Below are 24,615 nucleotides of genomic sequence, written 5' to 3' on the forward strand. Positions count from 1 at the left end.
CTCAACGCTACGGTGACGAAGCGGACGAAGCGTCACTCTACGGAGCTATTCCGACCCTGGGAATCGTCGGGGTGCGACCCTGAGGTGCTTCCTCCCTGGGGTGGGCGGCCCGGTGCCTGGTCTCGGCCCTGCGGCGCAGCCGGACTCGTCCGGCGGGGACGATCGCGAGGTGGGCGAGGGCCACACCGAGCGTGTTCAGCAGGATCGAGTCGATGTCGACGACCTGACCGGGCACCCCGGTCTGCAGCAGTTCGATGCCCAGCGAGAGCAGGCAGCCGGCGGCGACCGTACGCGTGAGGGAGGCGAGCGGGGAGACGATGAGTCTGCCGTCCGCCATCGGCAGCAGGACGCCCAGGGGCGCGAGCAGAGCGAGCCCTTCGCCGATGCGGCGGGCCGCCTCCGGCCATCCCAGCGCCAGATCGGCTCTGATCCCGGCGAACGGCGTCAGATTGGCGGCACTCACCCAGGGGACGTCCAGCGGACGCAGCGTGATCCAGGCGACGAGCGCGAGGTGTGCGACGAGGAGGACACCTCCCGTCGCACGGACGCGGATCCCGGCGCTGCCGCCGTTCGAACCTTGACGCTGCACGCACCCCAAGACGCGCCCCCCGGCACGATCGGTTCCGCGCCGGCGCCCCACTTGGTCCGACCGGGTGAGGGATGCGCCACACCTACGGCAGCGGGCGCCCCCGCCCACGCCCCTCAGGACGTCCCGACCTCCGAGGAGGGCGGCTTCCGGGCGCCCGGCTCCGAGCGGACCTCCGTGGTGCACTTGTAGCGTCGGAGCGACTCGGTGCCGGGGCCCCCGAGGACCACCGAGCCGTCGCCCTGGGCCGCCGCCGAGTCGGCGAAGGTGCAGACGATCTGGGCGAGGGCGTACTCCGACAGCCGCTCGGGGGCCGTGGACAGCCGCAGCGCGTCCTCGGGGTCACCCGGCCGCGGACCGCTCACCCGCAGACCGCTCTGGACGTCCGTGTCGTACCCGGCCTGGTCCTCGGCAGCGGAGGGCCGCTCGGAGAGCTGGTCGAGCAGCCCCTGCGCCACGAGGACGCGCCGCTGGGCGTCGGGGGTGCCGTCGGGGACGCTCACGGCACGGCCGACCGCGACCAACTGCCGGGAACAGAGCAGGAAGACCTGCACCGGGATCCCCTGTGAGCTCTGCGGGGCGATGTCCGTGCCCGCCAGTGTGCACGGCACCCGCGACGGAGCCGGCCCGAAGTCCGTCGGCACCTGCGTGGCCCGGATCCCGCACCCCGAGAGCACAGCCGCCAGCACCCCGGCCGCAAGCCATGGCCGGGCCGCAAGCCACGGCCGGGCCGACGCTATCCGTGACGTCATACGCCGTTCCCCTCTGTGGCCTTGGGCTGGTCCTCCGCGATCAGAGGGGAGGTGTCCCGGGGGAGGCGGAGGGCGAACACCGCTCCGCCCTCGGGGGAGTTCGCCGCGGTGATCTCGCCGCCGTGGATGTGGGCGTTCTCCAGCGCGATGGACAGACCCAGGCCGCTGCCCTCGGAACGGGGGCGGGAGGCGCTCGCCTTGTAGAAACGGTCGAAGACGTGCGGGAGGACGTCCTCGGGGATGCCCGGTCCGTTGTCCCGCACCTCGATGAGGAGGTCGTCGGCGTCTTCGCGGACCGAGACCCTGACCGGCGAGCCGCCGTGCTTGAGCGCGTTGCCGATCAGATTGGCCAGGATCACGTCCAGGCGGCGCGGGTCGACGCGGGCCATGATGCCGCGCTCGGCGTCCAGGTCCACCGCGTCCAGCCACGCGCGCGCGTCGATGCACGCGGTGATCTGGTCGGCGATGTCCACGTCGTCCAGCACCAGCCTGGCCGTGCCCGCGTCGAAGCGGGTGACCTCCATGAGGTTCTCCACGAGGTCGTTCAGGCGGCGCGTCTCGCTGACGACCAGGCGCACGGCCGGCTCGATCATCGGGTCGACGCTGCCCGTCTCCGCGTCCAGCTCCTCCTCCAGCACCTCCGTCACGGCGGTGATCGCCGTCAGGGGTGTGCGCAGCTCGTGGGACATGTCCGCCACGAAGCGACGGGACGCCTCGTCACGGGAACTCATGTCGGCGACCTGCTTCTCCAGGGACTCCGCCGCACGGTTGAACGTCCGGGAAAGATCGGCCAGTTCGTCCGTACCGGACACACGCAGCCGGGTGTCGAGCTTGCCCTCGCCGAGCCGTCGGGCCGCCACACCCAGGCGCTGCACGGGCTTCAGCACGGTCGTCGCGGCGGCCTGCGCGAGCAGCGCCGAGCCGATCAGGGCGAGTCCCGTGGCGATGCCCAGCGACCAGGCGAGCGAGTTGAGGTCCTTCGCCTCCGGCTCCAGCGACTTGAGCATGTAGCCGGTCGGGCCGCCGCCGATCACCTTGGCACCGCCCACCAGGTACGGCGTGCCGCCGTCGACGACCCGCTGCCAGTACAGGTGGTACTCGTTCTTGTTGCCGGAGGTGAGCTCCTGCTTCTCGGTGACGGCCTTCCGCAGGGACGCCGGCACGTCCCTCAGGGTGAAGCCGTCCAGCGCCGACTCGCCCGAACTGCCCTGTACGGTCTCGCCGTTCTTGCCCTCCGCTATCAGCAGCACGCTGAACCGCTGGCCGCCGTCGCCCATCTGTCGTGCCGCGTACGCCAGTTGTCCCTCGGTCGGGTGTACGGGCAGCGTGCCGGCGTGGCTCTGCATCGCGCGCTCGAAGTCGTCCAGCGCCGCGTCCTGCGCACGCGTCAGTACGGCCTCGCGGTTGAGCCAGTACGCGATACCCGACGCCGACACCGCGGCCGTGAGCGCCACGAGCCCGAACACGACGACGAGCCGAAGCCGCAGGCTCGTGAAGCGCAGACCCGACGAGACCGCCCTGCGCGCCGCGGACCAGCCGCGGAACCCTCCTTGCCGATCACTCACTGAGGCGTGTCCAGCCGGTAGCCGACGCCGCGGACCGTACGGATCAGGGTCGGCGACGACGGTACGTCCTCGACCTTGGCGCGCAGCCGCTGCACGCATGCGTCGACGAGCCGCGAGTCACCGAGGTAGTCGTGCTCCCAGACCAGGCGCAGCAGCTGCTGGCGCGACAGCGCCTGACCGGGCCGCCGGCTCAGCTCCAGGAGCAGCCGCAGCTCGGTGGGGGTCAGCTGGAGGTCCTCGCCGTTCTTGGTCACCGTCATCGCGGCCCGGTCGATGACCAGGCTGCCGAAGGCCGCCGCGTCGTTGGCCTCGCGTTCGCCGCGCCGCAGCACGGCCCGGATGCGGGCGTCCAGCACCCGCCCCTGCACGGGTTTCACGACATAGTCGTCGGCGCCGGACTCCAGCCCGACCACGACGTCGATGTCGTCGTTGCGCGCCGTCAGCAGGATGATCGGCAACTGGTCGGTGCGCCGGATCCGACGGCATACCTCGAAACCGTCGATACCGGGCAGCATCACGTCCAGGACGATCAGGTCCGGGCGTTGTTCGCGCAGCAGCTTGAGACCATCCTCACCGCTGGCGGCGGTGGCGACACGGTGTCCCTGGCGCGTCAGTGAGAGCTCCAGGGCCGTGCGGATGGCGTCGTCGTCCTCGATCAGCAACAGGGAAGGCACGCGCTCATTCTGGCCCATGGTGAGGTGCTCTATCGACTGTTGACGGGCTCCTGCTCGTCACCCGCACATGATCCTGCCGTCTGTGTAGCCGTACGGCTCTTCTCTGTGATCCGACGGCGATCCGAACGGCGATCCGACGGCGATCCGACTGCGATCCGGCTGTGCTCCGGCTTCGATCCGGCTGAGGGTGACCCCTGTGACAGGCCTGTGACAGTCGGCGGACACGGCCATGAAGTGGGCTCGGCAAGCTTTTCGGCACAGGCAAGGAGGCGCCGCCCCGGGGGAACGAGAGGGAGGGGCCGCCGAGCCACCGAAAACCGGAACTCCACGACGGGGGGCGCGAGATGAACACGCTGCAAAGCACCAGGACTGGCGCAGTTGTCACGCGGCTCCACGATGTCGCCAGGAGCACGGAGAAGTCCGGTGCCGTGACCGGGCGGGGGTGCGCTCGCGGCACCGGGCGTCAGCACACCACGTTCATGACGGTGGTTGACGCCCACGTGGGGGGACCCACGGGGGAACGGGGGCGGCGGCGCACGGGGAGCCGCGTACGGGGAGGCCACGGGGGAACGTCGTTCGGTGTCGGAGGCGGAGTTCACCGCCTACGTCCAGGAACGCCGCGCCTCCCTGTACGCAACCGCCTACCACCTGACCGGTGACCGCTTCGAGGCCGAGGACCTGCTCCAGAGCGCCCTCTTCTCGACGTACAAGGCATGGGACCGGATCAGTGACAAGGCCGCGGTCGGGGGCTACCTCCGCCGCACCATGACCAACCTGCACATCAGCGCGTGGCGCCGCCGCAAGCTGAACGAGTACCCGACCGAGGAACTGCCGGAGACCGCCGGTGACACGGACGCGATGCGCGGCACCGAACTGCGCGCCGTCCTGTGGCAGGCGCTCGCCCGGCTTCCCGAACTCCAGCGCACCATGCTGGTCCTGCGCTACTACGAGGGCCGCACGGACCCGGAGATCGCGGAGATCCTCGACATCAGTGTCGGCACGGTGAAGTCCAGCATCTGGCGGTCGCTCCGCCGGCTGCGCGAGGACGAGGTCCTCAGCTTCGGCCGTGACGAGGAGGAGTCCTTCGGCGAACTCGTCGCCTGAAGGCCTGGAGGGGAACCGGTAGCGGGGGTGGTGGCGCGGGGGAGCGCCGCCGTACTGCCTGGAGGACGACGGGGGAACGGCGTCCGACAGGGTCCACGGGGAGCAACGCCCGAGGGGTAAGGGGAACGGGGAGTACGGGGAACGCGGGGATCGCGGGGGAACAACGGGGAAATCGGGGAGCAACGGGGAAAACGGGGGGCAGGAGAAGAGCGGGACTGGAGGGCCGGGGGGTCCGTCCAGTCCCGCTTTCGTGTATGGAGGGCGTGTGCGGGGCCTTACGCGGCCGTCCGCGTCTGTGCGACCCGCCCCGCGGCCGCCGCGGCCAGCCGCCCGAGGGCCTCGTCCCGGTCACACGGATACGCGCCCAGTGCCGTCTGCTGGGCCACGATCGAGCGCTCCAGGCGCATCAGGCGCCAGCCGCGGCGCAGCAGGAAGGCAACGGACTTGCGGCCCTCCCTCAGATCGCGCAGAAAGCGGCGGCGGAACGTGGTGAGCGGGCCTCGGCTGAGACAGATGGCGTCGGCCAGGACGCCCGCCTCGCGGCAGCGCAGGACGATCTCCGCGGCGAAGATGCCCTCCGCGATGAACACCGGAGTCCGCCCTATGGCGAGGGTCTCCGTGCCGGTGCGGGCGCTCAGGGAGATGTCGTACGCCGGGACGGTCGTCGAACCCGTGCGGCACAGCTCCTCGATGGCCGCGACCGCGTCGTCCGCGCTCCAGGACAGCGGATGGTCCCAGTCGATGTCCGAACTCCCCGCCACCTGCGGCAGTGTCGGGTCGTCGCCCTCCTTGTAGAAGTCGTCCAGCCGGAGCACGGGCAGGCCGGAACGGGCGGCGAGAAGGGACTTGCCGGACCCGGACGGGCCGGACAGCAGGACGACTCGGGTCGGTGTCGGAGGATGCGAACTCACGAGAGTCCAGTGTGAGGCATCGCGCGGCTCCCGCCGAGACAGCGGGTCGCCGTTGGAGCGCACATCACATCTCAACTACCCTACGTGTTCATCTGTTTACTTTCAGCAGCAGAAGGTGGCACAAGCGATGGCACGACACTCGGCCCCCCGCCCCTCGACCGCCCGGCGCGCGGTGCTCGCCCTCACGACCGCGGGACTCGGCCTCGGTGTGGGCGCCACCGCGACCGCCGCCGATGCCGGACCCGGCCAGGACCCGTTGTTCACCCGGCCCGTGGCCCTCGGCAGGGTCGAGCCCGCGGCCGGGGCCGAGGCCGTGACGAAGTCCGCGCGGCACGTCACCAGCCCGGTCGAACGCCTCAAGCCCAACCCGCTGGCGGGTACGGGCGTCGACCCGCTCGACAACGGCGTCGGCACGCAGGTCGCCGACTTCAAGCCGGTGACGTCCCGGGCCGTGACGCGTCCCGTGGCCCAGGCGCCGTCGGTGAGCGGCATTCCGCTGCTGGGGCAGATTCCGGGGCTGCTGCACGGTTGACGGCCGACCGGGGCGGGGAGCCCGTCCCCGCCCCGGGCCCCGTTCAGGGGCGCTCCGCGTCAGTACGACGAGCCGGACGCGCCCAGCGAACCCGTCGGGTGCCAGACCGTCTTCGTCTCCAGGAACGCGGTCATGCGCTCGATGCCCGGGGTCGCGAACCAGTCGACGCCGTCCGTGTCGTCCACAGGCTGTGGACGGAGAACCCGCTTCAGGTTGTCCGCCGCCGCGATCTCCAGTTCCTTCGCGAGTACGTCATCGGCGCCCGCGAGATCGATCGCGTTGACGTCCTGGTGTGCCGCGAGGGGGGCCGCGATCTCCGCCGTACGGCCCGACAGCACGTTGACGACACCGCCGGGCACGTCGGAGGTGGCCAGCACCTCGCCCAGGGAGAGGGCGGGGAGCGGCGACTTCTCGGAGGCCACGACCACCGCCGTGTTGCCGGTCGCGATCACGGGGGCGATGACGGACACCAGGCCCAGGAAGGACGACTCCTGCGGGGCGAGGACCGCGACCACACCGGTCGGCTCCGGGGAGGAGAGGTTGAAGAACGGACCCGCGACCGGGTTGCCGCCGCCGACCACCTGGGCGATCTTGTCCGTCCAGCCCGCGTACCAGACCCAGCGGTCGATCGCCGCGTCCACCTGTGCCGTCGCCTTCGGCTTCGACAGGCCCTCGGCGTCGGCGACCTCCTGGACGAACTGCGCCTTGCGGCCCTCCAGCATCTCCGCCACGCGGTAGAGGACCTGGCCGCGGTTGTACGCCGTCGCTCCGGACCAGGCGCCGAACGCCTTGCGGGCGGCCACGACCGCGTCACGGGCGTCCTTGCGGGAGGAGAGGGGCGCGTTCGCCAGCCACGTGCCCTTCCCCGCCGCGCCGGCGGCTGATGTCCCTGTCGTCACCTCGTACACCCGGCCGCTCTCGGAACGCGGGAACTTCCCGCCGACGTACAGCTTGTAGGTCTTGAAGACGCTCAGGCGCTGCGGCCCCGCCTTCTCGGTGTTCTTGGGGTTCTTGGGCTTCTCAGACATCGAGGTACGCCTCCAGGCCGTGGCGGCCGCCCTCGCGGCCGAAGCCCGACTCCTTGTAGCCGCCGAACGGCGAGGTCGGGTCGAACTTGTTGAACGTGTTGGACCAGATCACGCCTGCGCGGAGCTTGTTCGCGACCGCGAGGATGCGGGAGCCCTTCTCCGTCCAGATGCCGGCGGAGAGGCCGTACGGGGTGTTGTTGGCCTTGGCTACCGCCTCCTCCGGAGTGCGGAAGGTCAGGACCGACAGCACCGGGCCGAAGATCTCGTCGCGGGCGATGGTGTGTGCCTGGGTGACGTTCGTGAAGAGCGTCGGGGCGAACCAGTAGCCGGCGGACGGCAGTTCGCAGGCCGGGGACCAGCGCTCGGCGCCCTCCGCCTCGCCCTGCTCGGCGAGTGCGGTGATCCGGGCCAGCTGCTCGGCCGAGTTGATCGCGCCGATGTCCGTGTTCTTGTCCAGCGGGTCGCCGAGGCGGAGCGTGGAGAGCCTGCGCTTCAGGGAGTGGAGCAGCTCGTCCTGGACCGACTCCTGGACCAGCAGGCGGCTGCCCGCGCAGCAGACCTGGCCCTGGTTGAAGAAGATGCCCGTCACGATGCCCTCGACGGCCTGGTCGATCGGGGCGTCGTCGAAGACGATGTTGGCGCCCTTGCCGCCGAGTTCCAGGGTGAGCTTCTTGCGGGTGCCGGCGACGGTCCGCGCGATCTCCTTGCCGACCGCCGTGGAGCCGGTGAAGGCGACCTTGTCGACGTCCGGGTGCGCGACGATCGCGGCGCCCGCGTCGCCGTATCCCGGAAGGATGTTGACGACGCCCCTGGGCAGGCCCGCCTGACGGCAGATGTCCGCGAAGAACAGAGCCGAGAGAGGGGTCGTCTCCGCGGGCTTGAGGACCACCGTGTTCCCCGCCGCCAGGGCCGGGGCGATCTTCCACGCCAGCATCAGGAGCGGGAAGTTCCAGGGGATGACCTGGCCGGCCACGCCCAGCGGCCTCGGGTTCGCGCCGAAGCCCGCGTGGCCGAGCTTGTCGGCCCAGCCCGCGTAGTAGAAGAAGTGGGCCGCGACCAGGGGGAGGTCGGCGTCCCTTGTCTCCTTGATGGGCTTTCCGTTGTCCAGCGTCTCCAGGACCGCCAGCTCGCGGCTGCGCTCCTGGATGATGCGGGCGATACGGAACAGGTACTTGGCGCGCTCGGAGCCGGGCAGTGCCGACCACTTCTCGAACGCCTTGCGGGCGGCCCCGACGGCACGGTCCACGTCCTCGGAACCGGCCTGGGCGACCTCGGAGAGGACCTCCTCGGTCGACGGCGAGACAGTCTTGAAGACCTTGCCGTCAGCCGCCTCCGTGAACTCGCCGTCGATGAACAGGCCGTACGAGGGCGCTATGTCGACGATCGCGCGGGACTCGGGTGCCGGTGCGTACTCGAACGCGGATGACCGCTTGTCCATGCTTGATGACCGCTTGTCCATGCTTGATGACTGCTTGTCCGCGCTTGATGACCGCTTGTCCATGTTGTTCGCGTTGTCCGTGCTCATGGTGATCAGTCCACCGTCACGTAGTCGGGGCCGGAGTAGCGGCCGGTGGCCAGCTTCTGACGCTGCATGAGCAGGTCGTTCAGGAGCGAGGAGGCGCCGAAGCGGAACCAGTGGTTGTCCAGCCAGTCCTCGCCGACGGTCTCGTTGACCAGGACCAGGAACTTGACGGCGTCCTTGGAGGTACGGATGCCGCCGGCCGGCTTCACCCCGACCTGTACCCCGGTCTGCGCCCGGAAGTCGCGCACCGCCTCCAGCATGAGGAGGGTGTTCGCCGGGGTCGCGTTCACCGCCACCTTGCCCGTCGAGGTCTTGATGAAGTCGGCCCCGGCCAGCATGCCGAGCCAGGAAGCGCGGCGGATGTTGTCGTAGGTGGAGAGCTCGCCGGTCTCGAAGATGACCTTCAGGCGGGAACTCGTCCCGCAGGCCTCCTTCACGGCGACGATCTCGTCGTACACCTTCATGTAGTCGCCCGCGAGGAACGCCCCGCGGTCGATCACCATGTCCACCTCGTCCGCGCCCGCGGCCACGGCGTCGCGCACGTCGGCCAGCTTCACCGCCAGCGCGGCGCGACCCGCCGGGAACGCCGTGGCCACCGAGGCGACCTTCACGTCCGAACCCGCGACGGCCTCCTTGGCGACGGCCACCATGTCGGGGTAGACGCAGACCGCGGCCGTCGACGGCGCCGTACGGTCGGTCGGGTCGGGGCGGACCGCCTTGGCGCCGAGCGCCCGGACCTTGCCCGGGGTGTCCGCGCCTTCCAGCGTCGTCAGGTCGACCATCGAGATGGCGAGGTCGATCGCGTACGCCTTCGCGGTCGTCTTGATGGAGCGGGTACCGAGCGAGGCGGCGCGCGCCTCCAGGCCGACCGCGTCGACGCCGGGCAGTCCGTGGAGGAAGCGGCGCAGCGTGCTGTCGGACGCGGTCACATCGGTGAGTGCGTGCGAGGCAGGTGCATGGATGGGCATGGTCACCAGGTGAGCATATCTACGCGCGTAGCGGCTGTACAGCCCTGAGGGGTGGAGCGGGATGGGGGAGTGGGGTGGTGAGCGGAGCGTGAGTAGGGGGCGAGCAGGGCGGTGAGCGGGGGAGTTAGGAGGGCGAGCAGGGCGGGGAGCGGTGCCATGGGGCACCGCGGGCGGGGTGCTGTTGGAGGCGTCGGGCAGAATCGGGGCTATGAGCACCTCCGACCACCAGTCACCCGAGCCGGAGCCTTCGCGGTCCGTGGAGTCTTCGGAGTCCGCGGAGTCTTCGGATTCCGTGGAGTCTTCGGATTCCGTGTCTTCGGATTCCGTGAAGTCTTCGGGGTCCGTGCCGGATTCTGTGAAGTCCTCGAAGCCCGCCTACAACGACCGGGCCTACCGCTCGCCCGGCGGGATCGCGGGCGGTGTGCTGCTCCTCGCCATCGCGGGCTGGCTCGGCGTCGACGCGATCGTCACGGGCCACGGCCGCACCCCGTGGCTGGCGCTGGCCACGCTGCTGTGCCTCGTCCCTCTGGTGATCGCCTTCGCGGTGCGGCCTGCCGTCTTCGCGAACGACGACCGGCTGCGGGTGCGCAACCCGTTTCGGGTGATCGTGCTGCCCTGGGGCTCGGTCGCCTCGCTGCGCTCCGGATACTCGAACGAGGTGATCGACGAGTCCGGCACCAAGTACCAGCTCTGGTCCCTCCCCGTCTCGCTCCGCGCCCGCAAGAAGGCCCAGCGGCGGCAGGCCCGCGTGGACGACGGCCGGGCGCCCGTCCGGAGGGACCTCAGCGGGCAGACGTCTCTGGAGACCGGGCCCGTGCGCGCTCCGTCCGACCAGATCATGGACGACCTGCGCCAGCTGTGCGAGGCGCGGGCCAAGGCCGCGGACTCCCAGGGCGAGCCCAGTGTGCGGTGGTCGTGGGAGATCATGGCGCCGGCTGTCGTGGGAGCGGTGCTGCTGGTGGTCCTGCTTGTGGTGGGTTGAGCGTGGTGGGCTGCTCGTGGTGGGTTGAGTGCGGTGGGCTGGGCGCGGTGTGTTGAGCGTGGTGGGTTGAGCGTTCAGCCCCGGTCCGCTGACGGACCGGGGCTTCGCCACGGGTGGGTCAGATGCCTGCCGCCGCCGAGAGGTCCTGCTTGATCGTCGTCAGCAGGTCCGCCGCCTTCGCGCGCGCCGCGGGCAGGTCGGTGTGCGAGGCGACCGGGACCACGACCTCCAGGTAGCACTTCAGCTTGGGTTCCGTGCCGCTCGGGCGGACGATCACGCGGGCGCCGTCCAGCGTGTAGCGCAGCCCGTCCGTGGGCGGGAGGCTGTCCGTGCCCCGGGTCAGGTCCTCCGACCCGGTGATGGGCAGGCCCGCGAGGCGGGTCGGGGGCTGTTCGCGCAGGCGGCGCATGGCGTCGGCGATCAGGGACAGGTCCTGTACACGGACCGAGAGCTGGTCCGTGGCGTGGAGGCCGTACTCGACCGCGATGTCGTCCAGCAGGTCGAGGAGCGTGCGGCCCTCGGACTTGAGGACGGAGGCGAGTTCCGTGATCAGGAGCGCCGCGGTGATGCCGTCCTTGTCGCGCACGCCCTCCGGGTCCACGCAGTAGCCGAGCGCCTCCTCGTAGCCGTAGCGCAGGTCCTCGACGCGGGCGATCCACTTGAAGCCGGTGAGCGTCTCCTCGTACGGCAGGCCCGCCTTCTCGGCGATCCGGCCGAGGAGGGAGGACGAGACGATCGACTCCGCGAAGGTGCCGGTCGCTCCGCGGGTTACCAGGTGGACGGCGAGGAGGGCGCCGACCTCGTCGCCGCGCAGCATGCGCCAGTCGTCGCCGTCCCTGACCGCCGCCGCACAGCGGTCGGCGTCCGGGTCGTTCGCGATGACCAGGTCGGGGTTCGTCTCGCGGGCCTTCGCGAAGGCCAGGTCCATCGCGCCCGGCTCCTCCGGGTTGGGGAAGGCGACGGTGGGGAAGTCCGGGTCGGGGTCGGCCTGCTCGGCGACGAGGGCGGGGGCCGGGAAGCCGGCCCGGGCGAAGGCCGCGAGGACGGTGTCCCTGCCGACGCCGTGCATCGGCGTGTAGACCGTGCGGGCGGTGCGGGGGAGCCGGGGGCGAGGACCGCGTCCGTACGGGCCAGGTAGGCGTCGAGGACCGTGTCGTCGAGGGTCTCCCAGCCGGTGTCCGGGCGCGGGACCGTGGTGAGGGTGGTGACCGCGGCGATCTCGGCCGCGATCTCGGCGTCGGCCGGGGGCACGATCTGGGAGCCGTCGCCGAGGTAGACCTTGTAGCCGTTGTCGCGGGGCGGGTTGTGGCTGGCGGTGACCTCCACGCCGGCGACCGCTCCGAGGTGCCGGATGGCGAAGGCGAGGACCGGGGTGGGGAGGGGTGGGGGAGGAGCGCGGCCCGGAAGCCGGCGCCGGTCATCACCGCGGCGGTGTCGCGGGCGAAGTCGGCGGACTTGTGGCGGGCGTCGTAGCCGATGACGACGAGGGCGGGTTGTTCGTTGTTCCGGGCCTGCCCGCCGCCCTTCTTCTTGAGGTACGCGGCGAGGCCTGCGGCGGCGCGGATGGCTACGGAGCGGTTCATGCGCATGGGGCCGGCGCCGAGTTCGCCGCGCAGGCCCGCGGTGCCGAACTGGAGGGTGCCGCTGAAGCGCGCGGCGAGCTCTGCGGTGTCCTTGGCGTCGATGAGCTTGGCGAGTTCCTCGCGGGTGTCCGCGTCGGGGTCCTCGGTCAGCCACGCCTGGGCCCGTGCGATGAGTTCGTCCTGCACGTCGGGGTCCAACCTCTCTTGTTCGTGCGGTGCGGGGGTGTTCCAGAGTGCCTGGGTGTGTGGCCTGGTGTCTGCGGGGGTCGGGTTTCCCGCCGTGGCGGCTTGGGCGCCTACGCGTTTGTTCGTGGGTCGGGGGCGCGCCGGGAGGTCTCCGTCCTCGGTCCGGCGGGTCTGTGGGGTGTCGTATGTGCTCGGCGGCGGACGCCGGCCGCTGCGGGCGGACACCTCCCGGCACACCCCCTGCCGTGCGTACGCGGCTGCGGCCCGGTGGGGGCGGATGTCGCCCGCCCGGTTGCCTTCGGCGCGTACGGGTTTGGCGGTGCGTTGTGGTGCCGGGTTGCGCCCGTGCTTCTAAGGGGCGCGGGGAACTGCGCGGCCGGCCACCACGAACCCGCAGCCGTCCATGCAGAGAATCCGGCAGACGAGGCGTGCCCCGCCCAACCGCCGGAGGCGACCCCCGCACACAACCGCCGGACGCTACAGACGCGACAGGACCTGGGTCAGGAGCGCTCCCATGTGGGTGGCGGAGTCGCGGCCGGCCTGGAGGACCTCCTCGTGGTTGAGGGGCTCGCCCGTCATGCCGGCGGCGAGGTTGGTGACCAGGGAGATGCCCAGGACCTCGGCGCCCGCCTCGCGTGCGGCGATGGCCTCCAGGACCGTCGACATGCCCACGAGGTCCGCGCCGATGACGCGGGCCATGCGGATCTCGGCAGGCGTCTCGTAGTGCGGGCCGGTGAACTGCGCGTAGATGCCCTCCTCCAGGGTGGGGTCTATCTCCTTGCAGAGGGCGCGGAGGCGGGGCGAGTACAGGTCCGTGAGGTCGACGAAGTTGGCGCCGACGATCGGGGACGTCGCCGTGAGGTTGATGTGGTCGCTGATCAGGACCGGCTGGCCGGGGCGCATGGTTTCGCGCAGACCGCCGCAGCCGTTGGTCAGGACGACCGTCTTGGAGCCCGCGGCCACGGCGGTGCGGACGCCGTGCACGACGGCGGAGACGCCGTGGCCCTCGTAGTAGTGGGTCCGGCCCAGGAAGACGAGCGCGCGCTTGTCACCGATGCGGTACGAGCGGACCTTGCCGCCGTGGCCCTCGACCGCCGGGGGCGGAAAACCGGGCAGGTCGGTGACCTGGAACTCGGTCTCGGGCGTGCCGAGCGCCTCCACGGCCGGGGCCCAGCCGGAGCCCATCACGAGGGCGACGTCGTGGGTCTCGGCGCCCGTGAGCTCGCGCAGGCGCGCGGCTGCGGCGTCGGCGGCCTCGTACGGGTCGCCCTGGATGTCGTCCGGAAGAAGAGATGCGTTCACGCGATGAGGGTAGCTGGTCTGAGCCTACGCGCGTAGATGGATGCGGTCACGGGAGTGTGACCGTTGCCTTGTCGTTTCCGGGAGATTTCCTGGAGAAAGGGGGATCAGTCCTCGTCGGTGATGAGGACGTCCTTGTCGTTGAAGACCTCGACGATGAAGATCAGCAGCCGGCCGCGGCTCACCGTGTACTCCACCAGGATGTTCTGCGTGAGCCGGATCGTGCGGTCGTCTCCGGTCGAACCTATGGGGCGGGACACGGAGAGGAAGGGATCGCGGGCCAGCATGGCGATGCCCTTGTCGAACGCGATGCGCTGACGGTCGTCGAGCCTGTCCCGGGCGGCAGCGGCCTGCACCGTGTAGTAGACGTCGTACGTCATGGGGGTCATCGCGGCCTCCCGCTCGTGCGTCGATCCCGCCCAAGTTTAGGGGTCGGGCGCATCAGCACGGCCTCTTCCGCAACTCCATCACGTAATCGTGGGGAGCCCCGGCCGACTCGGCCGCGTCGGCGATCTCGCCGAGGTAGCGGGCCGAGGGCAGGCCGCCCTCGTAGCCGTTGAGGACGTAGGTCCAGGCCTGCTCCTGGCCCTCCAGGGTCTGGACGTGGACGCGCATGCGGCGGTAGACGTCCAGGCCCACGCCCTCCCAGCCGTCCATGGAGGCCTCGTCCATGGCGGCGACGTCGTACAGCGTGACGAAGACCTGGGAGTCAGGGGCCTCGACGATCGTCGGGAGGGCACCCTCCCATCCCATGTGCTCGCCGCCGAAGGTCAGCCGCCATCCGCTGAGCCAGCCGGTGGCGCGCAGCGGCGAGTGCGGGGCGCGGCGGGACATCAGCCGCGCGTCGAGATTGCCGGCGTACGCGGCGTAGAGCGACATGGACCGAGGGTACGGCAGCCGCGCCGTGCGCCCCTCCTGTCACACGGGTGTCACCGGGCCCCCGATTCAGTGCCACTTCGGGGCGTGCGGGACAATGGGGTACGTGACTCGGATCGTGATCATTGGTGGCGGACCCGGCGGATACGAAGCGGCCCTGGTGGCCGCTCAGCTCGGTGCGGAGGTGACCGTCGTCGACTGCGACGGTCTGGGCGGCGCGTCGGTGCTCACCGACTGCGTGCCGTCCAAGACGCTCATCGCCACCGCCGAGGTGATGACCACCTTCGACTCCTCCTATGAGGAGCTGGGGATCATCGTGGCCGACGACACCCCCCACATCGACACGCCCGCGCGCGTGGTCGGTGTCGATCTCGGCAAGGTCAACCGGCGTGTGAAGCGGCTCGCGCTCGCCCAGTCGCACGACATCACGGCGTCCGTGACGCGCACCGGCGCGCGGGTCATGCGCGGGCGCGGGCGGCTGGAGGGGCAGCAGGCCCTCGACGGGTCCCGGAAGGTCGTGGTGCGGGCCGCCGACGGCAGCGAGGAGACGCTCGTCGCCGACGCCGTGCTCATCGCCACCGGCGGGCATCCGCGCGAGCTGCCCGACGCCCAGCCCGACGGGGAGCGCATCCTCAACTGGACGCAGGTGTACGACCTCGACGAGCTGCCCGAGGAGCTCATCGTGGTCGGGTCCGGTGTCACCGGTGCCGAGTTCGCCGGGGCCTACCAGGCGCTCGGGTCGCGCGTCACCCTCGTGTCCAGCCGGGACCGTGTGCTGCCGGGTGAGGACCCGGACGCCGCGGCCGTGCTGGAGGACGTCTTCCGCCGACGCGGCATGAACGTCATGGCCCGCTCCCGTGCCCAGTCCGCCAAGCGCGTGGGGGACCGGGTCGAGGTCACGCTCTCCGACGGGCGCGTCATCAGCGGCACGCACTGTCTGATGGCCGTCGGCGCCATTCCCAACAGCGCGGGCATGGGGCTGGAGGAGGCCGGCGTCAAGCTGCGCGAGTCCGGGCACATCTGGACCGACAAGGTCTCCAGGACCACCTCTCCCGGTGTGTACGCCGCCGGTGACGTGACCGGAGTGTTCGCCCTGGCGTCGGTGGCCGCCATGCAGGGCCGTATCGCCATGTACCACTTCCTGGGCGACGCGGTGGCCCCGCTGAACCTGAAGACCGTCTCGTCCAACGTCTTCACCGACCCCGAGATCGCGACCGTCGGCTGCTCGCAGGCCGATGTGGACGCCGGGCTCATCGACGCCCGGGGCGTGAAGCTGCCGCTGCTGCGCAACCCGCGCGCCAAGATGCAGGGCATCCGCGACGGCTTCGTGAAGATCTTCTGCCGGCCCGGCACGGGGATCGTCGTCGGTGGTGTCGTCGTCGCGCCGCGCGCCTCGGAACTGATTCATCCCATCTCGATCGCGGTCGACAACAACCTGACCGTCGAACAGATCGCGAACGCCTTCACCGTGTACCCCTCCCTGTCGGGCTCGATCGCCGAGGTGGCACGACAGCTGCACACCCGGAAGACCAGCGGCGAGGCGTAACACCCTGCGGTGCCGGGCCCAGCGGTCGGGTGTCCCGGCACCGGGTGTGTGCTGCGGCTCAGTCCTCTTCCCGTACGTATTTGTTGATGTTCTTGGACAAGCGGCTGGCTGTCTTGGCTGCGTCCCGCCACTTGTCGTCGTTCAGAGAGTCGTATGGCGGATCCTTCAGCTCCCGGAACCGTTCGAACGCATCCCACGCGGACTGCAGCGACTGGAACAGCAACTTCTCCGGCTCTTCTGCCTGGGTGACAGGCGTGGTCACGTCCTCGCTCAGCACCCGCTCGCGAAGCCAGTCGTTGTTGTACGACGGTGTGTTCAGTCGTGCGTCCTCGGGCAGTTCCCTGCCCTCGGGGTCCAGCCGTGGGAAGGGACGCCCCTCGCGGGAGGCCCGTACGGTGGCCATGAGCTGCCGGATTCCCCACTCGTTCTTCATCATGCGGCCGATCACCACGGCAGGCTGGCCTCGGAAGCGTGCAGAACCGCGGTCGACGCCCAGACCGCCCAGGGCGAGGAGTGGGACGACGCCTCTTGCCGCGACCTCGTGACAGTGGGCACTGGGCTGACCGTTTCGCACCTCGGTCAGAGCCTCGGCCTCCAACTCGTCGAGGGCCGGGGCATCAGGGCGCGGACTGACTTTCCATGGCGCCGACCCCACGTCTGTCCACAAGGCATGCACCGCGGCATTGCGGGCGCGGTCCAGGTACTGGTGATCATGGCCGGAGAATGAACGCAGTGCCAACTCGATGGTGGGGCGGGAGCGATTCCTGGCTGAAAATGCCTTCGCTCCGAGGGCTTCATTGAGCACCCGGCGAAGTCTCGGTTCGGGCGATGTCATGAGGCGGATGAGCCAGGCGCAGCGCTCGTCTCGGTGCCGGCTGAAGCCCAGATCATCGGCAACCTTCGTGACGTCCTCACGGCCGAGCGCGTACACGAGCTCGGTGGAGCTGATCAGTCCGTAGTCCGCAAGCGTGTTCACGGACCGTTCCGCGAGGAGTGTGCCCTGGGCCTCCGCGGAGAAGGACTTGGGCTCGATGTTCTGTGCACCGAGAGCCAGGTTCAGCGTGCTCGCGTAGGTTGGATCGACGTTGGCGGGGCGGCCTGCCACGTGCTCGTCCCAGCCCCAGCCAACGATCAGATCGGCCTCCGCGGTCAACGCGTTCACCGCGCTCTCCGCGGCCAGCAGCCCCTCCGGGTCCGGTCCGACGGCGGAGGCGAGCGCCTTGACGTCCTGCGCCAGCGTCTTTACGAAACGGACGAGCCACTTGCGCAGCGACTCGGGCGTGGCGGCGACGATGTCGGACTCGGCCAGACCGAGGATCCTGTGAGCCGAGGCGGTACGTGACGTCCCGTCCACGACACCGACGGCGGGGCGCGGTGGTGCGTCGGTGAAGCGGTATTCCACATGCCCGGCGAGTAGAGGCATCAGAATCCCGTTGACCCGGATGTCAGCTTCCCAGGAGTTCACCTGACGCACGTAGTCGGCGTTCTCGTCCAGCGCGGTAGCGATGGCCTGCCGGGTGCCGCGGTAGACGAGAGAGGGAACGCTCCCGTAGGAGTCCGGGGCCGCGAGCGCCACCTTCGACGACGTACCAGGAGTGACTTCGGGGTCCGAGAGGTAGGTCTGCCCCACCACGAAACGGCCGTTCGTCGCGTCGACCAGAAGCAGTGGCGTCCACACGGTGGCGCGCAGAAGCTGCAGTATGCGTCCACCGCGCACGCGCTGCGACCGTATCTGGTTGGGGCGGACCGCCCGCGGATCGACCGCCACGGTGAGTAGCTGGGCGGCTGAATCGACCGTGTGTGTCGTACCGTTCGGGTGCTCCACGATGCGTTCGGCCGCCGCTCGGACCGCTCTCGTGTCACGGATCTGCAGGTCCGTGAGCCGGTCGGCCAGAACACGGACGCGGTTGTGGTATTCGTCTTCGGGCAGTTCATAGGGGGGATCGATGTCACTCATACGTGTCAGACCTTCCGCTTGACCCCCGACAGACGGGGAGGCAAAGTGGGTGTATCGCCGACCCCAGGAGGGGCCGGAAGTGAGGCCAGGCCATCCGCCGGACGACGGACGCCTGGCCTTCGCGCTTCCTCAGCCGGATCCGGTTGCCCCATCGGGTGTGTGAGGCGTCCCGCAGGCCCCGCATGTCAGCACCGTCCCCTTGCTGCCCTGGAGAGCCGTCGTCCAGTGCTCCGGCGTACCAGCTACCGCGGCACTGTAGGCGCCAGCCGCGATGTCGGCGGACCAGAGGGCGTGCTCGTCATTGCCGGGCGCATGGTCCACCCGCAGAGAGGGCGGCAGTATCCCGGATCTGCGCAGTCCGGCCAACGCGGCCACGTCGGCCCGGTCACGATCCGGTCCCCGGGACTCGAACAGGGCACGCCGGACGCATCGGCGGGCCAGATCCAGCAGCAGCGTCTCCAGCGCCTTGCGGCGGGCGCGCTCCTGCTTGTGGTGGCTCAACCCGCACCAGGTTGCGATCACGATGTCCGCACGCAGCGCGGCCAGCCTGCCGGCGGCCAGCGATCGCCGGGGTGCGGATTCGTCACGCCAGTGGAGCTTCCTGCGGTGACCCGGCATACGCAGCTCGGTCATGCGCTCACGTACCGCGGGTAGCGCGGTCAGCGGCACGATGACCGAGGACAGTAGATAGATGCCGCCAGACCCACGGTCATGACGCATTGACTCGTCGCACAGGGCGATGGTTCCAGTCCCCAGGTCGTCGGGGACGTCGTACGGATGGGCAGCACGCATGTCCAGCCTCCTCGGAGCCTTTCGGCTCTACGCAGGAGGCCGACCGCGAAGGTCCGTCTTCCTGCACTTCGTTGCGTGAGGGCACTCGTCGCTCGCGCATTTCCAGTGGTGGACCGAGGGAGTCGTACGCCGACGACAGGCTGGACGGGAGCGGTTCCTCAGAGGAACTTGCCCGCCAGGCGTGAAGGAGAGAGTGTCTGACCGACTGAATGTCGGTGAAGCCGCTGGTGAGACGCTCTCGTGCGTACGGGGTAATCGATCCGTGTGTAACGCTAGTTCAACTAGACTACAAGGGACGAAGATTGGGCAGCAACCGCGATCGGTGGGGCATCTGGGGTTTGCTCGTTCCGGAACTGATCAATCCCATCTCGATCGCGGTCGACAACAACCTGACCGTCGAACAGATCGCGAACGCCTTCACCGTGTACCCCTCCCTGTCGGGCTCGATCGCCGAGGTGGCACGGCAGCTGCACACCCGGAAGACAAGCGGCGAGGCCTGAGCGCCGGGCGCCGATTTCCTGTCGGTCGTGGGGAGTTGTGGGTCTCCCGGGAGGCAGGGGCGGTTCGCGAGGACGCCGTATACCACTCCGCGTCCTGTCATGCGAACAACTTCTGTTATTCGGCGCAAACTGCTGAAAGCAGACGGTCGCCCGCGTTACTGTCAGTTTCGTGTTCGCTGCAGAACGTCGTCAATTGATCCTCGAAATGGTGCGAGCGAACGGGGCCGTGTCGCTCCGTGAGCTCGCCCGCGTCGTCCAGACCTCCGAAGTGACCGTACGGCGGGACGTGCGCGCACTGGAGGCAGAAGGACTCCTCGACCGCCGGCACGGCGGTGCGGTACTGCCGGGCGGGTTCACGCGGGAGTCCGGCTTTCCGCAGAAGTCTCATCTCGCGACCGCCGAGAAGACGGCCATCGCCGACCTCGCCGCGAGCTTCGTCGAAGAGGGCGAGGCCATCGTGGTCGGGGCGGGGACCACCACGCAGGAGCTGGCACGCCGGCTCGCGCGGGTCCCCGGGCTGACCGTCGTCACCAACTCCCTGTTGGTGGCCCAGGCGTTGGCCCATGCCAACCGTGTGGAGGTCGTGATGACCGGCGGCACCTTACGCGGTTCCAACTACGCCCTGGTCGGCTCGGGAGCGGAACAGTCCCTCCAGGGGCTGCGGGTCTCACGGGCCTTCCTCTCCGGGAGCGGGCTGACCGCCGAGCGGGGGCTCTCCACCTCCAACATGCTGTCGGCGTCCGTCGACCGCGCGCTCGTCCAGGCGGCCGCCGAGGTCGTCGTCCTCGCCGACCACACCAAGCTCGGTACGGACACGATGTTCCAGACCGTGCCGACCGATGTGATCACCCGGCTCGTGACCGACGAGCCGCCCGCCCACGACGACCGCGCGGCCACCGAACTCCAGGCGCTCGCGGATCAGGGCGTCCAGATCGCGGTCGCCGGAGCCTCGGGAAACGCGGGAGGTGATCCCGTCCCGGCGCCCGGTCGGCGCCGGGACGTGTCCCTCCCCGGCCCGCGCCGTCAGGTTCCCGGCGCCGGTCCGCTGCTCCGCCCGGCGGCGGTCCCGGGTGAACAGCCACCCGGTGCGGACCGGGCGAGGGTGGCGGACCTCCGCCGCCGCTGAACGACCGGCACCCCGGGGGCGCGCAACTGCGCGTCCGCCCCGTTCCGTTACGGCTTCAGGCCTCTACGGCTTCAGGCCCCGGACCGTGAGCGTGAGGAGGCGGTCGGCCAGGTCGGGATCGGCGGGGGTTTCCTCGGCTGCGAGGGCGATCGCGTTCGTCAGCTGGAGAAGATCGCCGATCGAGACCCCGGGACGTACGGCGCCCGCCTCCTGCGCACGGGTGAGCAGGGCGCCGCCCGCCTCACGGATCGGGCCGCTGCACCGGCCGAGCTCCGAACCGTCGTCGTACGAGGCCGAGTACGAGACCGTCATGAGTGCCCGCGACAGTCCGCGGTACTCGCCCGCGTGCCTGATGATGTCGCGCAGCCAGGTCACGAGGGCAGCGCACGGCTGCGGGTCGTCCAGCAACTCGCGGGAGCGGGCGAGGAGTTGCCTAACGGCGTCCTCGAAGACCGCGCTCATCAGCGCGTACCGGTTCGGGAAGTGGCGGTAGAGCGTGCCGATACCGACGCCGGCGCGTTTCGCCACGTCCTCCAGGGGCGCGTCCGTGCCGTGCGCGGCGAAGGCGGCGCGCGCCTCGGTGAGGAGGCGCTCGTAGTTGCGGCGCGCGTCCGCCCGCATCGGGCGCGGGGGCGTCCCGTACGGCCGCGGGCCCGCCTCCAGGGCCTGAGCGGCCTCACCCGGGGACGTGCTCACCATGGCGCCCACCTGCTCTCCTCCACCGCGCCGGGTCGGCCTCCAGCATGCCACCGCGGCTCACGGCACGGTACGCGGGGCGTCTGAGGTTCGAGGGTGGCTTTCCGCCGTCGTCCGTGAGCGTGGCTGCCCGTGGGCGGGACCGGCCACCACGAGAGATCTGCAGCCGCCCACGGACAGAACCCGGCGGTCGAGAACGCGCACGCGCCCGACCGCCGGAGTGCCGACCTCAGTCCTTGATCTCGCAGATCGCGGCGCCGGAGGTGAGGGAGGCGCCGACCTCGGCGGCCAGGCCCTTGATCGTGCCGGCCTTGTGGGCGTTGAGGGGCTGCTCCATCTTCATGGCCTCCAGGACGACGACCAGGTCGCCTTCCTTGACCTCTTGCCCCTCCTCCACGGCGATCTTGACGATGGTGCCCTGCATCGGGGAGGCGAGGGTGTCACCGGAGGCGACCGGGCCGGACTTCTTGGCCGCGCGGCGCTTGGGCTTGGCGCCCGCCGCGAGGCCGGTACGGGCCAGGGTCATGCCGAGGGAGGCGGGGAGGGAGACCTCCAGGCGCTTGCCGCCGACCTCGACCACGATGTTCTCGCGGCTTGTGTCGTCCTCCGCCTCCGCGGCGTCGGCCGGGGCGGCGAAGGCGGGGATCTCGTTGACGAACTCGGTCTCGATCCAGCGGGTGTGGACCGCGAACGGGTCGGTGGAGCCGGTCAGTTCGGGCGCGAACGCCGGGTCGGTCACGACGGCCCGGTGGAACGGGATGGCCGTGGCCATGCCCTCGACCCGGAACTCGTTCAGCGCCCGCGCGGCCCGCTGCAGAGCCTGCTGGCGGGTGGCGCCGGTGATGATCAGCTTGGCGAGCAGGGAGTCCCAGGCCGGGCCGATCACCGAGCCGGACTCGACGCCCGCGTCCAGGCGCACGCCGGGGCCGGTGGGCGGCGCGAACGTCGTGACCGTGCCGGGGGCGGGGAGGAAGTTGCGGCCCGGGTCCTCGCCGTTGATACGGAACTCGAAGGAATGGCCGCGCAACGGCGGGTCGTCGTAGCCGAGCTCCTCGCCGTCGGCGATGCGGAACATCTCGCGGACCAGGTCGATGCCGGTGACCTCCTCGGTGACCGGGTGCTCGACCTGAAGGCGGGTGTTGACCTCCAGGAAGGAGATCGTGCCGTCCTGGCCCACGAGGAACTCGCAGGTGCCCGCGCCGACGTAGCCGGCCTCCTTGAGGATGGCCTTCGAGGCGCGGTACAGCTCGGCGTTCTGGGCCTCGGAGAGGAACGGTGCCGGGGCCTCCTCCACCAGCTTCTGGTGGCGGCGCTGGAGGGAGCAGTCACGGGTGGAGACCACGACCACGTTGCCGTGGGTGTCGGCCAGGCACTGGGTCTCCACGTGGCGCGGACGGTCCAGGTAGCGCTCCACGAAGCACTCGCCCCGGCCGAAGGCCGCCACCGCCTCACGGACGGCCGACTCGTACAGCTCGGGGACCTCTTCCAGGGTGCGGGCCACCTTCAGACCACGGCCGCCACCGCCGAACGCCGCCTTGATCGCGATCGGCAGGCCGTGCTGCTCGGCGAACGCCACGACCTCGTCGGCACCCGAGACCGGGTCGGGGGTGCCGGCGACGAGGGGGGCGCCGGCGCGCTGGGCGATGTGCCGGGCGGCGACCTTGTCACCGAGGTCACGGATCGCCTGCGGCGGCGGGCCGATCCAGATCAGGCCCGCGTCCAGCACCGCCTGGGCGAAGTCGGCGTTCTCGGAGAGGAAGCCGTAACCGGGGTGGATGGAGTCCGCGCCGGAGTCCTTGGCCGCCTGCAGCACCTTGCTGATGTCCAGGTAGCTGGTGGCGGGGGTGTCACCGCCCAGGGCGAACGCCTCGTCCGCCGCGCGGACGTGCAGGGCGTCCCGGTCCGGGTCGGCGTACACGGCCACGCTCGCGATCCCCGCATCCCGGCACGCCCGGGCGACGCGGACAGCGATTTCGCCACGGTTGGCGATCAACACCTTGCGCACGATGGCTCCCTCTCCTTGAAACAAGCGAAGTTTAGGGACTGCCGACACGGCGTTTCGACCCGTCCTCAATGGTGAGCTTGCCCACACGGAGCGTGAGGGGAGGCTCGCTCGACCTGCGAAATCCCTTGTCGCACCGCACTCCGCAGGACTCCACCGGAAAACCCTAGCCGTCCCATGTGGTCAAGGTCTCTATGAGGCCGCGCTGCGCCCGGATCGGTTTCTTTGTGGAGTCCCTACTAATGGCCCAATGATTCTTTGCCTTCGTGAGAACCCTTGTCCCTCGGTTTACCCGTTAGTAGCGTTCGTGATGTCCCGGCGGCGCCGACGGTGGCGGGCGTCGTGTGCCCGGGGTGACGGACGGCGGCGGCGAAAATGGGGTGGGCCCGGTGATACGGAGACCGGTGGCGATGGTCGCGGCGATCGTGCTCTTCGTGGAGGCGGGGGCCGTCGCCTGGCTCAACTGGTTCCTCGGCATCGTGGTCGACCGCCAGGACATGTCCCTCGCCGGACTCGACCCGGACGCGATGTCCACCTCGTCCAAGGCCGGCGGCCTGGTCTTCGGCCTCTACTTCGCCCTGTGCGGCCTCTCCGCGCTGCTCGTCGCCCTGCGCGGCCGGCCCGCCACCGGCGTCCGGCGCGTCCTGCTGATCAGCGCGGCCGTGGTGCACGGGCTGCTCGGCGCGTTCGCCGTGGGCCTGGTGGGCTGGGGCGCGTTCACGTTCATGATGGTCGTGCTCGGCCTTGTCCTGCTCACGCTGATGGCGGACGACCGTCAGACGGGTCCGGCCGACGCGGTCACGTCTCCCTCGGTGTCCACAACTCCGTGATGCCCACGCCCAGTTGGGCCATCAGGCGCCGCACCAGGGGCAGGCTGATCCCGATGACGTTGCCGTGGTCCCCGTCGATGCCGTCGATGAACGGCGCCGAGCGCCCGTCGAGCGTGAACGCCCCGGCCACGTAGAGGGGTTCACCGGAGGCGACGTACGCGGCGATCTCCTCGTCGGTCGGGTCGCCGAAGCGGACCACGGTGGACGCGGTGCCGGAGGCGTACCGCTCGCCCACCGTGTCCCAGACGCAGTGCCCGGTCTGGAGGGTGCCCGCCCGGCCGCGCATCGACTTCCAGCGCGCGGTGGCCTCCTCGGCGTCGGCGGGCTTGCCGAGCGCCTCGCCGTCCAGGTCGAGGACCGAGTCGCAGCCGATCACCAGGGCGCCCTTGACCTCGGGCTTCGCCGCCACGACGGAGGCCTTCGCCTCGGCGAGGGCCAGCGCGAGCTCGGCGGGGGTGGGGGCGGTCACGGCGTCCTCGTCGACCCCGCTGACGATCACCTCGGGGTCGAACCCCGCCTGGCGGAGCAGGCCCAGCCGGGCGGGGGACTGGGAGGCGAGCACGAGTCGGCGGCGCGGCTGATCAGTCATGCGGCCAGG

General features: G+C 70.5%; 21 protein-coding genes and 3 pseudogenes. 7 read left to right on the forward strand and 17 right to left on the reverse strand.

From position 1 onward, the window contains the following. Nucleotides 1-37: 37 nt before the first annotated feature. The 4 genes from E0500_RS14395 to afsQ1 form a co-directional block, all read right to left on the reverse strand. The gene (locus E0500_RS14395; protein ID WP_131570968.1) at nucleotides 38-589 is read right to left on the reverse strand and encodes a VanZ family protein; all 552 of its coding nucleotides are present in this window, start codon (nucleotides 587-589) and stop codon (nucleotides 38-40) included. Between the two features lie 113 nt (nucleotides 590-702). Continuing rightward, nucleotides 703-1,338 (reverse strand): hypothetical protein, encoded by a 636-nt coding sequence (locus E0500_RS14400; RefSeq protein WP_258572778.1) that lies wholly within the window; start codon nucleotides 1,336-1,338, stop codon nucleotides 703-705. Next, nucleotides 1,335-3,002, reverse strand: coding sequence for a HAMP domain-containing sensor histidine kinase (locus E0500_RS14405; protein WP_131570965.1), 1,668 nt, complete (start codon nucleotides 3,000-3,002; stop codon nucleotides 1,335-1,337). The genes E0500_RS14400 and E0500_RS14405 overlap by 4 nt, the downstream gene beginning before the upstream one ends. Continuing rightward, nucleotides 2,900-3,577, reverse strand: a complete 678-nt coding sequence (afsQ1, locus tag E0500_RS14410) for a two-component system response regulator AfsQ1 (RefSeq protein WP_181586995.1) — start codon at nucleotides 3,575-3,577, stop codon at nucleotides 2,900-2,902. The genes E0500_RS14405 and afsQ1 overlap by 103 nt, the downstream gene beginning before the upstream one ends. A gap of 344 nt (nucleotides 3,578-3,921) precedes the next feature. On the opposite strand from afsQ1, the pseudogene E0500_RS14415 reads away from it, so the two are divergent. Next, a pseudogene (locus E0500_RS14415) lies at nucleotides 3,922-4,681 on the forward strand (SigE family RNA polymerase sigma factor). A 275-nt stretch (nucleotides 4,682-4,956) separates the two neighbouring features. On the opposite strand, the gene E0500_RS14420 reads toward E0500_RS14415, so the two are convergent. Continuing rightward, nucleotides 4,957-5,592, reverse strand: coding sequence for a uridine kinase (locus E0500_RS14420; protein WP_131572089.1), 636 nt, complete (start codon nucleotides 5,590-5,592; stop codon nucleotides 4,957-4,959). A 127-nt stretch (nucleotides 5,593-5,719) separates the two neighbouring features. On the opposite strand from E0500_RS14420, the gene E0500_RS14425 reads away from it, so the two are divergent. Beyond that, the gene (locus E0500_RS14425) at nucleotides 5,720-6,124 is read left to right on the forward strand and encodes a hypothetical protein (protein ID WP_131572088.1); all 405 of its coding nucleotides are present in this window, start codon (nucleotides 5,720-5,722) and stop codon (nucleotides 6,122-6,124) included. A 59-nt stretch (nucleotides 6,125-6,183) separates the two neighbouring features. Here the strand turns inward: E0500_RS14425 and E0500_RS14430 are convergent, their stop codons facing one another. The 3 genes from E0500_RS14430 to deoC form a co-directional block, all read right to left on the reverse strand. Further along, on the reverse strand, nucleotides 6,184-7,152 hold the full coding sequence (locus E0500_RS14430) for an aldehyde dehydrogenase family protein (RefSeq protein ID WP_131572087.1): 969 nt from the start codon (nucleotides 7,150-7,152) through the stop codon (nucleotides 6,184-6,186). Beyond that, a complete protein-coding gene (locus E0500_RS14435; RefSeq protein WP_131572091.1) occupies nucleotides 7,145-8,590 on the reverse strand; it encodes an aldehyde dehydrogenase family protein in 1,446 nt (481 codons plus the stop codon). Before E0500_RS14435 ends, E0500_RS14430 begins: the two co-directional genes overlap by 8 nt. Before the next feature lie 92 nt (nucleotides 8,591-8,682). Continuing rightward, nucleotides 8,683-9,642 carry a deoxyribose-phosphate aldolase gene (deoC, locus tag E0500_RS14440; protein ID WP_131572090.1) on the reverse strand — a complete coding sequence of 320 codons (960 nt, stop codon included), beginning with the start codon at nucleotides 9,640-9,642 and terminating at the stop codon, nucleotides 8,683-8,685. 208 nt (nucleotides 9,643-9,850) lie between these two features. Here deoC and E0500_RS14445 point away from each other — a divergent pair, with 208 nt between their 5' ends. Then, complete coding sequence (locus E0500_RS14445; protein ID WP_131572300.1) at nucleotides 9,851-10,624, forward strand: PH domain-containing protein; 774 nt, start codon at nucleotides 9,851-9,853, stop codon at nucleotides 10,622-10,624. A gap of 118 nt (nucleotides 10,625-10,742) precedes the next feature. Here E0500_RS14445 and E0500_RS14450 read toward each other — a convergent pair. The 4 genes and pseudogenes from E0500_RS14450 to E0500_RS14465 all read right to left on the reverse strand — a co-directional run bounded on the left by E0500_RS14450 (nucleotide 10,743) and on the right by E0500_RS14465 (nucleotide 14,571). Next, a pseudogene (locus E0500_RS14450) lies at nucleotides 10,743-12,393 on the reverse strand (phospho-sugar mutase). Nucleotides 12,394-12,870: 477 nt separating this feature from the next. Beyond that, the gene (locus E0500_RS14455) at nucleotides 12,871-13,695 is read right to left on the reverse strand and encodes a purine-nucleoside phosphorylase (protein WP_131572226.1); all 825 of its coding nucleotides are present in this window, start codon (nucleotides 13,693-13,695) and stop codon (nucleotides 12,871-12,873) included. A gap of 104 nt (nucleotides 13,696-13,799) precedes the next feature. Next, nucleotides 13,800-14,081, reverse strand: coding sequence for a type II toxin-antitoxin system RelE/ParE family toxin (locus E0500_RS14460; RefSeq protein ID WP_131572227.1), 282 nt, complete (start codon nucleotides 14,079-14,081; stop codon nucleotides 13,800-13,802). A gap of 52 nt (nucleotides 14,082-14,133) precedes the next feature. Then, the gene (locus E0500_RS14465; protein WP_131572228.1) at nucleotides 14,134-14,571 is read right to left on the reverse strand and encodes a gamma-glutamylcyclotransferase; all 438 of its coding nucleotides are present in this window, start codon (nucleotides 14,569-14,571) and stop codon (nucleotides 14,134-14,136) included. Nucleotides 14,572-14,665: 94 nt separating this feature from the next. Between E0500_RS14465 and E0500_RS14470 the strand changes: the two genes are divergently transcribed. Beyond that, nucleotides 14,666-16,114: an NAD(P)H-quinone dehydrogenase gene (locus tag E0500_RS14470; protein ID WP_181586996.1), complete on the forward strand. Its 1,449-nt coding sequence runs from the start codon at nucleotides 14,666-14,668 to the stop codon at nucleotides 16,112-16,114. Between the two features lie 58 nt (nucleotides 16,115-16,172). On the opposite strand, the gene E0500_RS14475 is transcribed toward E0500_RS14470, so the two are convergent. Then, nucleotides 16,173-18,071 carry a hypothetical protein gene (locus E0500_RS14475; protein ID WP_181586997.1) on the reverse strand — a complete coding sequence of 633 codons (1,899 nt, stop codon included), beginning with the start codon at nucleotides 18,069-18,071 and terminating at the stop codon, nucleotides 16,173-16,175. Between the two features lie 129 nt (nucleotides 18,072-18,200). Then, entirely contained in the window at nucleotides 18,201-18,863 is a 663-nt protein-coding gene (locus E0500_RS14480; protein WP_131572229.1) for a hypothetical protein, read from the reverse strand. A gap of 350 nt (nucleotides 18,864-19,213) precedes the next feature. Here E0500_RS14480 and E0500_RS14485 point away from each other — a divergent pair. Both E0500_RS14485 and E0500_RS14490 read left to right on the forward strand, forming a co-directional pair. Then, nucleotides 19,214-19,363: pseudogene (locus tag E0500_RS14485) on the forward strand (NAD(P)H-quinone dehydrogenase); the annotation flags it as partial. Between the two features lie 169 nt (nucleotides 19,364-19,532). Beyond that, nucleotides 19,533-20,489 (forward strand): DeoR/GlpR family DNA-binding transcription regulator, encoded by a 957-nt coding sequence (locus E0500_RS14490; protein WP_131570648.1) that lies wholly within the window; start codon nucleotides 19,533-19,535, stop codon nucleotides 20,487-20,489. 63 nt (nucleotides 20,490-20,552) lie between these two features. Here E0500_RS14490 and E0500_RS14495 read toward each other — a convergent pair whose 3' ends face one another. Together E0500_RS14495 and E0500_RS14500 are read right to left on the reverse strand one after the other, a co-directional pair. Continuing rightward, the gene (locus E0500_RS14495) at nucleotides 20,553-21,110 is read right to left on the reverse strand and encodes a TetR/AcrR family transcriptional regulator (RefSeq protein ID WP_181587233.1); all 558 of its coding nucleotides are present in this window, start codon (nucleotides 21,108-21,110) and stop codon (nucleotides 20,553-20,555) included. A 304-nt stretch (nucleotides 21,111-21,414) separates the two neighbouring features. Next, complete coding sequence (locus E0500_RS14500; protein WP_131570652.1) at nucleotides 21,415-23,190, reverse strand: biotin carboxylase N-terminal domain-containing protein; 1,776 nt, start codon at nucleotides 23,188-23,190, stop codon at nucleotides 21,415-21,417. A gap of 386 nt (nucleotides 23,191-23,576) precedes the next feature. On the opposite strand from E0500_RS14500, the gene E0500_RS14505 reads away from it, so the two are divergent. Further along, nucleotides 23,577-24,017, forward strand: a complete 441-nt coding sequence (locus E0500_RS14505) for a hypothetical protein (RefSeq protein WP_181586998.1) — start codon at nucleotides 23,577-23,579, stop codon at nucleotides 24,015-24,017. On the opposite strand, the gene E0500_RS14510 is transcribed toward E0500_RS14505, so the two are convergent. Beyond that, nucleotides 23,986-24,606 carry a nucleoside triphosphate pyrophosphatase gene (locus E0500_RS14510; protein ID WP_131570654.1) on the reverse strand — a complete coding sequence of 207 codons (621 nt, stop codon included), beginning with the start codon at nucleotides 24,604-24,606 and terminating at the stop codon, nucleotides 23,986-23,988. The genes E0500_RS14505 and E0500_RS14510 overlap by 32 nt on opposite strands. Nucleotides 24,607-24,615 lie beyond the last annotated feature (9 nt).

Origin of the sequence: Streptomyces sp. KM273126, assembly GCF_004337435.2 — a bacterium.
Lineage (GTDB): Bacteria > Actinomycetota > Actinomycetes > Streptomycetales > Streptomycetaceae > Streptomyces > Streptomyces acidicola.

What these genes read in the sequence shown, in the direction of transcription:
- E0500_RS14430 (WP_131572087.1), bottom strand. Translation starts at nt 7,152, where the DNA reads ATGTCTGAGAAGCCCAAGAACCCCAAGAACACCGAGAAGGCGGGGCCG.
- E0500_RS14470 (WP_181586996.1), top strand. Translation starts at nt 14,666, where the DNA reads ATGGGGTACGTGACTCGGATCGTGATCATTGGTGGCGGACCCGGCGGA.
- E0500_RS14400 (WP_258572778.1), bottom strand. Translation starts at nt 1,338, where the DNA reads ATGACGTCACGGATAGCGTCGGCCCGGCCGTGGCTTGCGGCCCGGCCA.
- E0500_RS14465 (WP_131572228.1), bottom strand. Translation starts at nt 14,571, where the DNA reads ATGTCGCTCTACGCCGCGTACGCCGGCAATCTCGACGCGCGGCTGATG.
- E0500_RS14435 (WP_131572091.1), bottom strand. Translation starts at nt 8,590, where the DNA reads ATGGACAAGCGGTCATCCGCGTTCGAGTACGCACCGGCACCCGAGTCC.
- E0500_RS14510 (WP_131570654.1), bottom strand. Translation starts at nt 24,606, where the DNA reads ATGACTGATCAGCCGCGCCGCCGACTCGTGCTCGCCTCCCAGTCCCCC.
- deoC (WP_131572090.1), bottom strand. Translation starts at nt 9,642, where the DNA reads ATGCCCATCCATGCACCTGCCTCGCACGCACTCACCGATGTGACCGCG.
- E0500_RS14460 (WP_131572227.1), bottom strand. Translation starts at nt 14,081, where the DNA reads ATGACCCCCATGACGTACGACGTCTACTACACGGTGCAGGCCGCTGCC.
- E0500_RS14480 (WP_131572229.1), bottom strand. Translation starts at nt 18,863, where the DNA reads ATGCGTGCTGCCCATCCGTACGACGTCCCCGACGACCTGGGGACTGGA.
- E0500_RS14495 (WP_181587233.1), bottom strand. Translation starts at nt 21,110, where the DNA reads ATGCGGGCGGACGCGCGCCGCAACTACGAGCGCCTCCTCACCGAGGCG.
- E0500_RS14445 (WP_131572300.1), top strand. Translation starts at nt 9,851, where the DNA reads ATGAGCACCTCCGACCACCAGTCACCCGAGCCGGAGCCTTCGCGGTCC.
- E0500_RS14425 (WP_131572088.1), top strand. Translation starts at nt 5,720, where the DNA reads ATGGCACGACACTCGGCCCCCCGCCCCTCGACCGCCCGGCGCGCGGTG.
- E0500_RS14475 (WP_181586997.1), bottom strand. Translation starts at nt 18,071, where the DNA reads ATGAGTGACATCGATCCCCCCTATGAACTGCCCGAAGACGAATACCAC.
- E0500_RS14405 (WP_131570965.1), bottom strand. Translation starts at nt 3,002, where the DNA reads ATGCGTGCAGCGGCTGCGCGCCAAGGTCGAGGACGTACCGTCGTCGCC.